The 13,260-nt window shown below is 63.1% G+C and carries 13 protein-coding genes; all 13 read left to right on the top strand.

Going from position 1 to position 13,260, the window contains the following annotated elements:
- The first annotated feature begins 287 nt into the window (after positions 1–287).
- The 13 genes from QCE69_RS34975 to QCE69_RS34915 all read left to right on the top strand — a co-directional run bounded on the left by QCE69_RS34975 (position 288) and on the right by QCE69_RS34915 (position 13,244).
- Positions 288–1,004 (top strand): hypothetical protein, encoded by a 717-nt coding sequence (locus QCE69_RS34975; RefSeq protein WP_309935519.1) that lies wholly within the window; start codon positions 288–290, stop codon positions 1,002–1,004.
- Positions 1,005–1,063: 59 nt separating this feature from the next.
- Positions 1,064–1,510: a YsnF/AvaK domain-containing protein gene (locus QCE69_RS34970; RefSeq protein ID WP_309935518.1), complete on the top strand. Its 447-nt coding sequence runs from the start codon at positions 1,064–1,066 to the stop codon at positions 1,508–1,510.
- Between the two features lie 84 nt (positions 1,511–1,594).
- The gene (locus QCE69_RS34965; RefSeq protein WP_309935517.1) at positions 1,595–2,461 is read left to right on the top strand and encodes a YsnF/AvaK domain-containing protein; all 867 of its coding nucleotides are present in this window, start codon (positions 1,595–1,597) and stop codon (positions 2,459–2,461) included.
- A 179-nt stretch (positions 2,462–2,640) separates the two neighbouring features.
- Positions 2,641–2,997 carry a YqjD family protein gene (locus tag QCE69_RS34960; protein WP_082852718.1) on the top strand — a complete coding sequence of 119 codons (357 nt, stop codon included), beginning with the start codon at positions 2,641–2,643 and terminating at the stop codon, positions 2,995–2,997.
- 454 nt (positions 2,998–3,451) lie between these two features.
- Positions 3,452–4,180: a PIG-L family deacetylase gene (locus QCE69_RS34955; protein ID WP_309935516.1), complete on the top strand. Its 729-nt coding sequence runs from the start codon at positions 3,452–3,454 to the stop codon at positions 4,178–4,180.
- The gene (locus QCE69_RS34950) at positions 4,170–5,120 is read left to right on the top strand and encodes a glycosyltransferase (RefSeq protein WP_309935515.1); all 951 of its coding nucleotides are present in this window, start codon (positions 4,170–4,172) and stop codon (positions 5,118–5,120) included. Before QCE69_RS34955 ends, QCE69_RS34950 begins: the two co-directional genes overlap by 11 nt.
- 298 nt (positions 5,121–5,418) lie before the next feature.
- Positions 5,419–6,690 carry a glycosyltransferase family 1 protein gene (locus QCE69_RS34945; RefSeq protein WP_309935514.1) on the top strand — a complete coding sequence of 424 codons (1,272 nt, stop codon included), beginning with the start codon at positions 5,419–5,421 and terminating at the stop codon, positions 6,688–6,690.
- A complete protein-coding gene (locus QCE69_RS34940; RefSeq protein ID WP_409021265.1) occupies positions 6,687–7,274 on the top strand; it encodes a D-glycero-alpha-D-manno-heptose-1,7-bisphosphate 7-phosphatase in 588 nt (195 codons plus the stop codon). Before QCE69_RS34945 ends, QCE69_RS34940 begins: the two co-directional genes overlap by 4 nt.
- Positions 7,271–8,443 (top strand): glycosyltransferase family 9 protein, encoded by a 1,173-nt coding sequence (locus QCE69_RS34935; RefSeq protein ID WP_309935513.1) that lies wholly within the window; start codon positions 7,271–7,273, stop codon positions 8,441–8,443. Before QCE69_RS34940 ends, QCE69_RS34935 begins: the two co-directional genes overlap by 4 nt.
- 2 nt (positions 8,444–8,445) lie before the next feature.
- Positions 8,446–10,191, top strand: a complete 1,746-nt coding sequence (locus QCE69_RS34930) for a carbamoyltransferase C-terminal domain-containing protein (protein WP_309935512.1) — start codon at positions 8,446–8,448, stop codon at positions 10,189–10,191.
- A 32-nt stretch (positions 10,192–10,223) separates the two neighbouring features.
- The gene (locus QCE69_RS34925) at positions 10,224–11,240 is read left to right on the top strand and encodes a glycosyltransferase family A protein (RefSeq protein WP_309935766.1); all 1,017 of its coding nucleotides are present in this window, start codon (positions 10,224–10,226) and stop codon (positions 11,238–11,240) included.
- Positions 11,237–12,298 carry a glycosyltransferase family 9 protein gene (locus QCE69_RS34920; RefSeq protein ID WP_309935511.1) on the top strand — a complete coding sequence of 354 codons (1,062 nt, stop codon included), beginning with the start codon at positions 11,237–11,239 and terminating at the stop codon, positions 12,296–12,298. The genes QCE69_RS34925 and QCE69_RS34920 overlap by 4 nt, the downstream gene beginning before the upstream one ends.
- Positions 12,285–13,244: a glycosyltransferase family 4 protein gene (locus QCE69_RS34915; protein WP_309935510.1), complete on the top strand. Its 960-nt coding sequence runs from the start codon at positions 12,285–12,287 to the stop codon at positions 13,242–13,244. The genes QCE69_RS34920 and QCE69_RS34915 overlap by 14 nt, the downstream gene beginning before the upstream one ends.
- Positions 13,245–13,260 lie beyond the last annotated feature (16 nt).

Here is a 13,260-nt window from a genome sequence, read left to right as displayed (position 1 = left end):
GGATTCCTCCTCTCTTCGCAGTTCAGCGAAGTCATGTCGGCCCCGTAACGCTGCCGCGATGATGCCTTCATACGCAGCGCAGAGTTATTCCGCGCGGCGATTCGACACGATTCCCATTCAAGAGTCAAGCGCCATGCATATGCGTTGCATGCGCGTAGCGGGCGCTCCTCTGATTGCCGCGGACGCCATTGAATTAGATTCCCGCTGATAGGCACAACGCTTGCGCTTGATGAAAAGCCGCTGATGGCGCTGGCTTTTTACGTTCACTTACTCCTTGGATGAATGCCATGAAACTTCTAACCACCAGAGATGGTCTGCCGCGGTTGTCATGGGGATCAATTATCGCCGGCGTCATTCTTTCGATGATCGTCTACCTGATCATGAGCGTGCTCGGTACGGCCATTGGCGCTTCGCTACTGTCGCCCATGGCGAAACCTGATCCGTTGCACGGGTTTGGCTTCGGGTCGGGGGTTTGGGTCATCGTCACCACCGTACTGGCGGTCTTTGTCGGCTCGTACTACGCAGGCCGCTGTGCACCGGTGCTCGGATGGCTTCATGGTCTATTGTCTTGGGCGGTGATGACGCTATTCGTCGTGTACGGCATGACCTCCCTGATCACCGGTGCGATGAGCACGGCGGGTAGCGTCGCAGCGACGACCGCCCAGGTCAGCGCGACCGCCGCAAATCAATCCGGTACGACCCCGTCGATCGTGGATACCGCCAAGCAGCAAGTACAAGCTGCCGTCGCATCGGCGGCGTCGGCCGCTTCAAGTCCGCAGGCCGAACAGACGGCGCGTGAAACGGCGGATGCCGCGGCACGGGGCGTCGCGCGCGCGAGCTGGTTCTCCTTTGCCGCACTCATTGTGGGCGCCATCATCGCCATCGTCTCGGGTGGCGCCGGCTTTCGCCATCAGCCGCCCTTTGAAGAAAGCGGTGGTACGGCAACTGGCGCCGATACGCCGCCGGTGCGGAGCCGCGCCGTGCCAGGAGGCGGTCGTCTCTGAGTGAGCGGCTTTCCGACAGCCAGCGCTAGTCCGGCCGCCGTGTTGATGAGGAGGAACCCATGCGTGACGAAGAGACTTCCGGTGCGACACCAGCGCCTGATTCTTATGACGCAGTGCGTGTGTCGGCGGTCAAGGAAGAGATCGCGGTCGGAGTCGCAACGGTAGAAACGGGCGCGGTGCGGGTGCGCAAAGTCGTCCATGAAGACCTGCAACCTGTCTCGATGCGCCTGCGGACTCAGCAGGTCGACGTTCAGCGCATCCCAGTGAACCGGCCTGTGGAGGAGCGCGACGAGCCGCGGCGCGAAGGCGACACGCTCATCATCCCGATCTACGAGTACGTCCCGGTGGTACGCATGCAACTCACATTGAAGGAAGAAGTGCACGTCAAGACGACCGAGATACAAGAAGACGTGATCCATCGCGTGCTGACCCATTCGGAGGAGCTTGTCGTCGAGCGTCGCGAAGGTCCTGACGGTCCATGGAAGAAAGACCCGGGCGCCAACTGATGCAACGATCCAAAAATCAAACCGTTCCTCGGTGGTTGCATAAAGTCCTTTGAACCATCCAGCTTAAATTCTGGAGAAGCTGAAATGGTACAGACAATTATCGGTGTGTTCGACTCGTTTGCAGATGCGGAGCGCGCCCAAAGCCGCTTGGAATCACAAGGCATCGCTCGTACGGACATGGAGGTCCACAGCTCGACCAATGGCGACGCCAAGGCAATGAGTGGTGATCCGACCACGCGGTCCGTAACCAGTGACACGGGTGAAGACCGCCTTCACGACGGACCCGTCAGCGGCATTGAACACTTCTTCAAAAGGTTGTTCGGCGGCAGCGATGAGCCTGAAGAGATTGGGCACTATCATGAAGCGGTTCGACGCGGGGGTGCGTTACTTTCGGTCGACGTCGCCGATGAGACGTCTGTGGAACGCGTCCGGGACGCACTGTATGCCGAAGGCGCCGTTGACATCGACTCGCGTGTCGCACAGTGGCGCAATACTGGCTATACGGCCTATGACCGTAACGCACCCGCCTACACTGCCGATGAGGTAGCGGCGGAACGCCAAGCCTTCCCCGTCGTCCAGGAAACGCTAGAGGTCGGCAAGCGCGAGGTGCGGACGGGCGGCGTTCGCGTTTATTCGCGCGTGACGGAAACGCCGGTCAGCGAATCCGTCAATCTGCGCGAAGAACGCGCGACCATTGAGCGCCGAGCCGTGGACCGCCCGGCGACAGCGGCCGATCTCAAGGGAGGCTCTGTCGAGATCCGCGAGACGGCTGAAGAGCCGGTGATCGCCAAGACCGCGCGCGTCGTCGAAGAGGTGGTGGTCGGCAAGGAATCATTTACTCGAACCGAAACCGTCAACGATACGGTACGTGGCACCGAAGTGGACGTCGAAAAAACGGCGGGAACAGATGACAGTCCTGCTGTTCGACCCGTTGATAAGCCGCCTCTTTGAACCCATTGAAGGTCGGGGACGGCCCGCGGAACATTTGCGCAGTCCCCTTTGTTTTCGGACTTCATCTGCCCAATGCGCACGCTGCCCGATCGCGATTGCGGCAATAGAGTTTACTTCACGGATTGATGCCACAACACGACTGGTTGGCTCAATGCCCGAACACCCTTTTGGAGGAAGTCATGGCAAACACCGACGGTCTTGAACCGGTCAATTCGCTCGTCACGGAGAAGGCCGACAAGACCTATGAATTTCCGACGAGCGCGAATCACGGCGCCTCTGAGGCAGATACTGCATCGTCCGCAACCGTCGGCGATGGCGATTTCCGGGAAGCATCCCAGTCGTGGGACGCTAAATCATCCGGTGGTGAGGCACGGGCAACCGCAAAAGAAAAGCTCGCTGATATGAAGAGCGTCGTAGTAAAAAACTACAGGGCTGCGAGCGACACGACAGATGATTTCGTGCATGACAATCCCTGGAAGGCAATCGTCATGGCTGGATTAGGGGGCTTAATTGTTGGCATGCTCGTGTCGCGTTAGCCATATGCGAACTTACGCAGGACGCGGCGCGCCCGTCGATCTCTAGCCCGAGTTCGACGAACCAGTCCAGCTAACGCGCCAACTCGAGGAAGCGCCGCGCGCCTGTCAGTCACCGGGTGGGCGGCTTGTCCACGTCAGGGGGCCGTGCCTGCTGATCACGCGGGCGTGCAAGCGGCGTCCAGCAGGTCCAAGCGAGGTTGAACGTCACATAGGTTTCGGGTCACGTTGACGGCGGTACTGTCTCACGTCAGGTCAGCGCCTTGCTCTCGCCCAGCCCTTTGCGTCTGCCTCGCCCTCATGCCGCGCTTCAGCGCGTGTCCACACGATTCACCAGGAACCCGATTGCAGACGGGGACTGACGTTTCGGCCGGACTCGCCCATCACCGCCACGCAGCACCCCGCCTCATCGACGCACGGTGAAGGCGCGCGGCACGGGCATTGCACGGTGCCGCGCATGCCGACACCGAAAGGTACGCCCATGCCGCACGCCAATGACCCCTTGCTCGTCATCTCGCCCCATCTCGACGATGCCGTCTTCAGTTGCGGCGCCGCCATCGCCGGTGCGACCGATTCGATCGTCTGCACGGTTCTCGCGGGCGTGCCGCACAATGCGCTCGTCACCGACTGGGACGCGCAGTGCGGCTTAACGGACGCGCATCAGGCCATGCACGCGCGCCGCGCCGAAGACGCCGCCGCGCTCGACGTGCTCGGTGCGCGCCCCATCCATCTCGGCTTTCTCGATTCGCAATATGCAGGCGATAGCCCCGCCTCGCACGATGAAATAGTTGCGGCCCTGCTCGATGTGATCCGGGCGACGGCCTGCCGTGCGCTCGTGGTTCCGCTGGGTCTCTTTCATTCGGATCACGACCTTGTGCATCGCGCGTGCCGCAAGGCATGGCTCGCCGATCCAACGCTCGCCTGCCTCGCGTATGAGGACGCTTTATATCGGCGCATGGACGGGCTCGTGCAGACGCGCCTTGCCGATCTGGCCGCTTGCGGCATCATCGCGACGCCCGTATCCGAGCGCATCGATACGGCCGCGCTCGCCCGACATCAAGGAGCGAAGCAGCGCGCCGTGAGCCGCTATATTAGCCAACTGAAGGCGTTTGGCCTGAACGGTTACGACGATGTCTTCGCGACAGAGCGCTTCTGGAGCTTGCAGACCGCACGCCATGACCGATGAACGAGTCGTTCTTCCCGACGCGGACCGCGCACGACTCTCCGTCGTCGTGCTGACTTACAACCGTGACGATCAGGTTCTTGACACGCTTGCAAGACTTGCCGCGCTGCCCGATCGCATCGAGATCATCGCGGTAGATAATGCCTCGACCGACGGTACCGCCGAGCGCATCGCGACGAACTTTCCGTTCGTGAAGCTCGTCCTCGCGCCGCGCAATTTGGGCGCGGCCGGCCGCAATCTCGGCGTCGCGCGCGCCGAAACGGAATACGTCGCGTTCTGCGACGACGACACATGGTGGAGCCCCGGCTCACTGTCCCGTGCCGTCGACGTGCTCGATGCCGCGCCGCGCGTTGGCGTGCTGAATGCACGGGTGGTCGTCGGCGAAAACGGCGCAATCGATGAAACGTGCGAGCGCATGCGCGATAGTCCGCTCGCGCGCGACGGGCTGCCTGGATCCGCGCTCATCGGCTTCATGGCGGGCGCGTGTGTGTTTCGCACGGACGTCTTCCGGCAAACGGGCGGCTACGAGCCGAGGCTTTTTATCGGCGGAGAAGAGGCGCTCGTCTCGCTCGATGTGCTTGGCGCAGGCCACGAGATCGTCTATATGGATGAGCTTGTGCTTCATCATCATCCTTCTCCGCTGCGCGACAGCGCGCAACGACGCAGGCTGCTCGCACGCAATGCCTCGTGGGTCGCGTGGATGCGTCTGCCGCTGGCCGAAGCGCTGCGTGCCACCCGCGACGCGATCGCTCTCTTGCTCACGGAACCATCGCCGCTGCCCGATCTGAAGGAGTTGATCGCGGGCATCGCATGGGCGCTTCGCAGACGACGCGTGATCGACGAGCGCGTGCAACTCATGCGGCGTCTCGTCCACGACGACGACGCACGCCGCGGAGTCCAGACGCGCGGCGAACGCGCTGTCGGTTCTACACGCGCCACGTAAAAGCGCGCGCGTCGGGGGGGGCCGCCCCAACAAACGATAGGGTGTGGGTGGGGGGAGCCCACCGAGGAGAGGGGGATGGGGTGGGGCGTTGGGGTTTCTGACGCCGCCTCCTATACGGGCTGCGGTCGCGCAACGAACCAAACGATATTTGGTTCGTTGCGCGACGAACCGAAAATCGTTTCGTACTTCTGTCGACACTCACAACGAGTGGCACGCCAAATGCTGAATCCGGATGACTGATCCACGCGATTGCGCGTCGCGCGACACGCCGAAGGGATCGCATAACGGAGAGGCTCTCGTGAAGATCGCTTTGATCAGTGAACATGCATCGCCGCTGGCGATCGCGGGCGGCGTCGACAGCGGCGGCCAGAATATTTACGTGGCCAATGTCGCGCGTCAGCTCGTGCGTATCGGCCACGATGTCGATGTCTTCACGCGCTGCGATCGTTCGCTGCTGCCGCTCATCTCGCGCTTCGAAAACATTCGCGTGATCAACGTGCCGGCCGGGCCGCCCGTGCAGTTGCCGAAGGAACAGCTTCTGCCACACATGGATGCGTTCGCTGACTTCATGATCGACTTCATGAAGCGGGAGGCGCAGTCGTACGACATCGTTCACGCAAACTTCTTCATGTCGGGTCTCGTCGGCTTGCGCATCAAGGACGCCCTCGGCGTGCCGCTCGTCACGACGTTTCATGCGCTCGGTCGCGTGCGGCGGCTGCATCAGGGCGAATCGGACGGCTTTCCCGATGCGCGCTTCGATATCGAAGACGAGCTCGTGAAGCGTTCCGACTCGGTGATCGCCGAATGCCCGCAGGACGGAAACGATCTGATTCATCTTTATCGAGCCGATCGCGCGCGCATCGATCTCGTGCCATGCGGCTTCGACCGCGCGGAGTTTCATCCGCTCGATAAGGCCCAGGCGCGCGAACAGCTTGGCTGGCCGCAGGATCGCTTCATCGTGCTGCAACTCGGGCGCATGGTGCCGCGCAAGGGCATCGACAATGTCGTGCGCGCGCTCGGCGTGTGCCATGCGGAGCATGACGAAAGCGTCGAGCTTTACGTGGTCGGCGGCAATTCGGATGAAGCCAATGAAATCGCGACGCCCGAGATCGGCAGGCTGCGTGGCATCGCGCGGGAATGCGGCATCGAAGAGCATGTGCATTTCGCCGGACGTCATGGACGAAGCGACTTGAAGCACTTCTATAACGCCGCCGATGTGTTCGTGACGACGCCGTGGTACGAGCCTTTCGGCATCACGCCGCTCGAAGCGATGGGGTGCGGCACGCCCGTGATCGGCGCCGATGTGGGCGGCATCCGCTATTCGGTGGCGCACGGTGAAACAGGTCTGCTCGTGCCGCCGAAGCATCCGGCCGCGCTCGCGCAGGCAATCGCCACGCTCAAGCGCGATGCGGCACTCGCACGACGCATGGGCGAAGCGGGCCTTGCGCGCGCCAACGCGATGTTCACGTGGTCGAGCGTCGCACAGGCGCTCGCGCAGGTCTATGCGCGCGTGAGCGGCGCCGAATCGCAGGACGCGGCCCGCGTCGCGATGGGCGGAGGATCGCGATGACGCAGATGCCACGGTCGCCGCGCGCCGCCGTTTTCATCGACAAGGACGGCACCCTGCTCGACGATGTGCCCTGGAATGTCGATCCGCATCACATGCGCCTTGCGCCCGGTGCGCTCCATGCGTTGCGCGTGTTCGCATCGCATGGCGTGCCGCTGTTCGTCATCAGCAATCAAAGCGGCGTGGCGCTTGGCAAGTTCGAGCGGCATGCGCTCGATCGGGTCGAAACGCGCCTGCAAGCGTTCGCTGCGCAAGCGGGCGCGGCCTTCACGCATGTCTATTGGTGCCCGCATCATCCACGAGGCGTCGTGCCCGAGTACACGCAATCATGCGAATGCCGCAAGCCCGCGCCGGGCATGTTGCTGCGCGCGGCGCGCGAGCATGGCATCGATCTCTCGCGAAGCTGGTTCATCGGCGACATACTCGATGATGTCGAGGCGGGCCATCGTGCGGGATGCCGCAGCGTGCTCATCGATAACGGCAACGAGACCGAATGGCTGCACGGCGAAGGTCGCGACCCGGACCTCGTCGTGAAGGACATGTATGAAGCCGCGATGGCGATCGTTGCCGCGGAGTGTCCCGCATGAAGCGCGATCCGGTGAATCCATCGACGCTGCCGCCGGTCGTCGAGGCGCATGCGCGCAAGAGCGCGGCAACCGAAGCGCGCGACTGGGGCGCGGACGTAAAGCGCATGCTGTGCATTCGTCTCGACAATCTCGGCGACGTGCTGATGACCACGCCCGCGCTGCACGCGTTGCGCAACGCTCAGCCGGGGCGGCACCTGACACTGCTCGCGTCGCGTTCGGGCAAGGCTGCGGCGCCTTTCATCGATGCGATCGACGACGTGATCGAATACGACGCGCCCTGGGTCAAGCAGGATGCGCCGATCGATGCGCTTGCCGATCTCGCGATGCGCGCGCGCCTCGCGGCATCGCAGTTCGATGCGGCCGTGATCTTCAGCGTCTATAGCCAGAATCCGCTGCCTGCCGCGATGCTGTGTCATCTCGCCGGCATTCCGCTGCGGCTCGCGCATTGTCGCGAGAATCCGTATGGCCTTCTAACCGATTGGGTGCAGGAAACCGAGCCGCAGCACGGCACGCGGCATGAAGTGGAACGTCAACTCGCACTCGTCGCGCGAGTCGGCGCATGCGCAACCGATACGCGAATGCGTTTCGACGTGCGTCCCGACGATGCCGCGTCGCTCGCGGAAAAGCTCGGCGCACGCGGCGTCGATCTGCATGCGCCGTTCATCGTCGTGCATCCAGGCGCGACCGCCGCATCGCGCCGCTATCCGACCGAGCGCTTCGCGCAAGTCATCGAACGTCTCGGCACGCAATTGCAATGGCCGATGCTCGTGACGGGCTCGCCCAGCGAAAGCGCGCTATGCCGCGAAGCATGCGGAGATAGCGCGAGTGCGATCGATCTCTCGGGCGCGCTCGAACTCGGCGAACTCGCGGCGCTCATCGAGCATGCGCGCGTGCTGCTGTCGAACAACAGCGGGCCGGTGCATCTCGCATCGGCGCTCGGCACGCCTGTCGTCGATCTCTACGCGCTCACGAATCCGCAGCACATGCCGTGGCAAACGCCGCATCGCGTGCTTTATCACGATGTGCCGTGCCGCTGGTGTTATCGCAGCGTGTGTCCCGAAGGTCATCACGCGTGCCTCGTTCAGGTTGGCGTGGACGAGGTCGTGTCCGCGGTGCTTGAACTCTCCGAAAACGCATCGCTCATCAACTCGACCATACAGGCCAGCTAGTCATGTACACATTGGGAATCAATGCGGTCTATCACGACAGCGCAGCGGCGCTCGTCAAGGATGGCGTCGTCATCGCGGCCGCCGAAGACGAGCGCTTCACGCATGTGAAGCATGCGAAGCGCCCCGTGCCGTTCTCGACATGGCAGCTTCCTTTCGATGCCATCGACTATTGCCTCAAGGAAACGGGCATCGAACTCGCCGATGTGGATCACATCGCGTATTCATACGATCCGCATCTCTTCTCGGGCATGCCGAAGGACGCAAAGGCGAGCATCGCCTTGCCGATGAAGCCGTCGGCACAGGCGCTGAGCAACCCGTCGGAATCGCCGTGGGACCCGCTCTTTCTGAGCTATATCGTCAACGCGAAAGACCAGTTGCTCGACGGCGCGCCGCATCATCTCAAGCGGCGTTTCGCGAGCGGCGGACGTGCGCCCCGCTTCGCCTGGCATAACGTCGATCATCATCTGTGTCATGAAGCGAGTGCGTTTCTCGCAGCGCCTTTCGACGACACCGCGGTGCTCACGATGGATGGACGCGGCGAAGGCGTGACGACGAGTCTCGGGCAATTCGTCGAGGGCGAATACAAGCGCCTCAAGCAAGTGGAATTGCCGCATTCGCTCGGCTTGCTGTATGAAGCCGTGACGGGCTATCTCGGCTTCCTGCATTCATCGGATGAGTACAAGGTGATGGCGCTGGCGTCGTTCGGCAAGCCCGCGTATGTCGATCAATTCCGTGAAATCGTGAAGTATCGGCATGACGGAAGTTACACCGTCGATGCGCCGCGTCTCGTCGATCGTTTCGGCCCCGCGCGCGAACGCGGCGGGCCGCTCACGCAGCATCACTTCGATATCGCGCATTCGCTGCAAGCCGTGCTCGAAGAAACCGCGCTCGAACTCGCGAAGTGGCTGCATGAAAAAACGGGACTGCCGAATCTCGCGATGGCGGGCGGCGTCGCGCTCAATTGCGTGATGAACGCGCGCCTACGCGATCGCGGTCCGTTCGATGAAGTGTGGGTTCAGCCCGCGGCCGGCGACGCCGGCACCGCACTGGGCGCCGCGCTGTGGACGGATTATCAGGAACGCGCGAAGGCGGGCGACTGCGGCCGCAAGTGGCGCATGGATCACGCGTATCTCGGACCCGAATTCGGCGATGACGAAATCGAAGCGTTCCTGAAATGGGCGCGCGCGCCGTATCGCAAGCTCACGAATATCGCCGAAGAAACGGCGGAGATTCTCGCGCAGAATCGCGTGATCGGCTGGTACCAGGGCCGCACGGAGTTCGGCCCGCGTGCGCTCGGCGCGCGCTCGATTCTTGCATCGGCGATTCACGCGGACATGCAGGCGCGTCTGAACGAGATCAAGGATCGCGAAGACTTCCGCCCCGTTGCGCCCGTCGTGATGGAAGAGCACGCGGCCGACTGGTTCATCGATGCGCGCGTCGCGCCGTTCATGCTGTTTGTCTTCGATGTGCGCGAAGAGATGAAAGCGCGCATTCCGGCGGTCACGCATATCGATGGCACCGCGCGCGTGCAGACCGTCAATCGCGCGCAGCACCCGCTCTACTACGATCTGCTCGCGGCGTTCAAGCAACGCACGGGCGTGCCGGTGCTCGTCAACACGTCATTCAACACGCGTGGCGAGCCGATGGTGAATACGCCGCGCGATGCGCTCGAATCGTTCTGGACGTCGCCGCTCGATGCGCTCGTCATCGGCTCGTTCCTTATCGAAAAACCGGGCGCCCGAGCATGAGCACGTACGCGGGTCTCTTCGAGAACGGCGAGATGAGCGCGATGGATGCGCCCGCTCTGCCACGCGACGATTTCATTCCGGATGTGTCCGTGGTCGTCCCGACGTATCGCCGTCCCGCGATGCTCGAACGCTGCGTGCGCGCGCTTGCTGAGCAGGCGTACGATCCGGCGCGTTACGAGATCATCGTGTGCGACGACGGCCCCGACGAAGCAACGAGGGCATGCGTACAGCGTCTCGCTGCATCGTATGCGCAGAGCGGCCCGAAGATCCACTACGTGCCGGTGACGGGAAGCCAAGGTCCGGCAGGCGCGCGCAATGCGGGCTGGCGCGCATCGCTCGCACGACGCATCGCCTTCACCGACGACGACACAATTCCCGACCCGCAATGGCTCGTCAACGGCGTGCGCGCGCTCGATGAAGGCGCGGACGCGGTATCGGGCCGCATCGTCGTGCCGCTGCCCGATCATCCGACCGACTACGAGCTCGACGCCGCCGGACTCGCGAACGCGGAGTTCGCCACCGCGAACGCATTCGCGACACGCGCGGCGCTCGAACGCACGGGCGGCTTCGACGCGCGCTTTACATCGGCATGGCGCGAGGACTCCGACCTGCAATTCGCGTTGATGCGCGCGGGGTTCGGAATCGCTCGCGCGGAGGACGCGATGGTGCTGCATCCCGTACGCCGCGCGCGCTGGGGCGTGTGCATTTCGCAGCAGAAGAAGAGCCAGTTCGACGCGCTGCTCTACAAGAAGCATCCCGCGCTCTTTCGCGAGCGCATCCGGCGCGGTCCGCCGCTACTCTACTATGCAATGCTCGCGGCGCTCGTCGTCGTGATCGTGTCGTTGATCGCGGATGCGCCGCGCATCGCCGCGCTGGCTGCGATCGCATCGATCGCGATGACGTTATGGTTCGCCATGCGGCGATTGAAAACGACGTCGCGCACGCCCGCGCACATCGCCGAAATGTTATGGACATCGGCGATCATTCCGTATTTATCGATCTACTGGCGCATTCGCGGTGCGTTCAAGTTCAGGGTGTTCTTTCCATGATCGAACGCATCGTGATCTTTCGCGCGCTGCAACTCGGCGACATGCTGTGCGCCGTGCCCGCGCTGCGCGCATTGCGGCGTGCTCATCCGCATGCGCTTATCGCGCTCGTCGGTTTGCCTTGGGCGAATAGTTTCATCGAACGATACGCGCATCTGCTCGATGAGCTGATCGTGTTTCCCGGTGCAATCGGCTTTCCCGAACAGGAAGAAACCGATGCGCATTTGCCCGCATTTCTGCGCGCGCTGAGCGAACGCCGCTTCGATCTCGCGATCCAGTTGCATGGCAGCGGCGGCGTGGCGAACGATATCGTCGAAGGCATGGGCGCGCGGTTGAACGCAGGCTTTCTCAAGCCCGATGAACGCATGCGCGAAGGCGCATTCATGCCGTGGCCCGACGAACTGCCCGAGCCCGCGCGCTATACCGCATTGATGCAATGGCTCGGCATCGACGCGGATGCGCTCGATCTGGAGATTCACCTGACTGATGACGACACACGCGAATGCGATGCGCTCATCGACGCATGTGCGATCGATTGCGACAGGCTCGTGCTCGTTCATCCCGGCGCACAGTTGCCTTCACGCCGATGGCCCGTCGAGCGCTTCGGCGAAGTGGCGCGCGCGTTGTCTCAAGCGGGATGGCAGATCGCGGTCACGGGCGGCGCGGGTGAAGCGTCGCTGACCGCTCGCGTCGCGCACGATGCCGGCGCGCACGCGATCGATCTCGCCGGACGCACGTCGCTGGGCGCGCTGGCCGCGCTCGTCGCGAGGGCGCGACTCATCGTTTGCAACGACACGGGGCTTTCGCATGTCGCAGCAGCGATGCGAACGCCGAGTGTCGTCATCGCATCCGGAAGCGATACGCGCCGCTGGGCGCCGCTCGATCACGCGCGTCATCGCGTGCTCGCGGACTGGCCTGCGTGCCGGCCTTGCGCGTTTCGCGACTGTCCCTACGGCCACGAATGCGCGCTCAACGTGAGCGTGCGCGCCGTGATCGATGCCGCCTTCGCACAGCTTGCGCACACCATTCGAGAGGAGACGCTTCTTCATGCCCACGACTAGTTCCCGGCGCTTGCGTGTGCTCACTTGGCATATCCACGGCAATTATCTGTATTACCTGAGCCAGGCGCCGCACGACTTCTATCTGGTTACGCGTCCCGGTTATCCGCCGGGATATGCGGGCACGGCGGGCGCGTTGCCGTTCGGCGCGAACGTACATGAGATTCCGGCAAGCGAAGTGCCGTCGCAATCCTTCGATGTCGTGCTGTTTCAGCACAAGCGTCAATGGGACGACGATCGACTCAACCTGCTCACTGATGCGCAACGGCGCTTGCCGCGCGTCTATATCGAGCATGATCCGCCGCAGGAAAACGCGTTCGAACAGAAGCATTGGGTGCAGGAACGCGACACGCTGCTCGTGCATGTCACGCACTTCAACCGGCTGATGTGGGATAGCGGCGAGACGCCGACGCGCGTCATCGAGCATGGCGTGATCGTGCCGGACGACGTGCGTTATAGCGGCGAGCTGGAACGCGGCATCGCGGTAATCAATCATCTGCGCCAGCGCGGCAGGCGCCTCGGCAACGACGTCTATGCACAAGCTGCCGCGCGCGTGCCGCTCGATCTCGTCGGAATGGATGCGCAGTCGGCGGGCGGCATCGGCGAAATCGGCAATCTGGAATTGGCGGCTTTCGCCGCACGTTATCGCTTCTTCTTCAATCCGATTCGCTGGACGAGCCTCGGGCTGGCCATCGTCGAGGCCATGACGATAGGCATGCCGATCGTCGGACTCGCGACGACCGAGCTATCCACCGTGATCCGCACCGGCGAAAGCGGCTTCATCCATACCGATACGGAGGCGCTCATCGGTGCGATGCAGCACCTGCTGCGCGATCCCGCCGAAGCGCGGCGTCTCGGCGAAGGCGCGCGGCGAACCGCGCTCGAACGCTTTCATATCGACCGTTTCGCCCGCGACTGGGACGAGGCTTTGCGCTACGTATGCAGCTAGCGGATCAATCAGATAG

Origin of the sequence: Caballeronia sp. LZ032 (assembly GCF_031451315.1) — a bacterium.
In the GTDB taxonomy this organism is placed as follows: Bacteria; Pseudomonadota; Gammaproteobacteria; order Burkholderiales; family Burkholderiaceae; genus Caballeronia.
The sequence above is the reverse complement of the archived record's forward strand: the minus strand, read 5'-3'. Positions and strand labels throughout refer to the sequence as shown.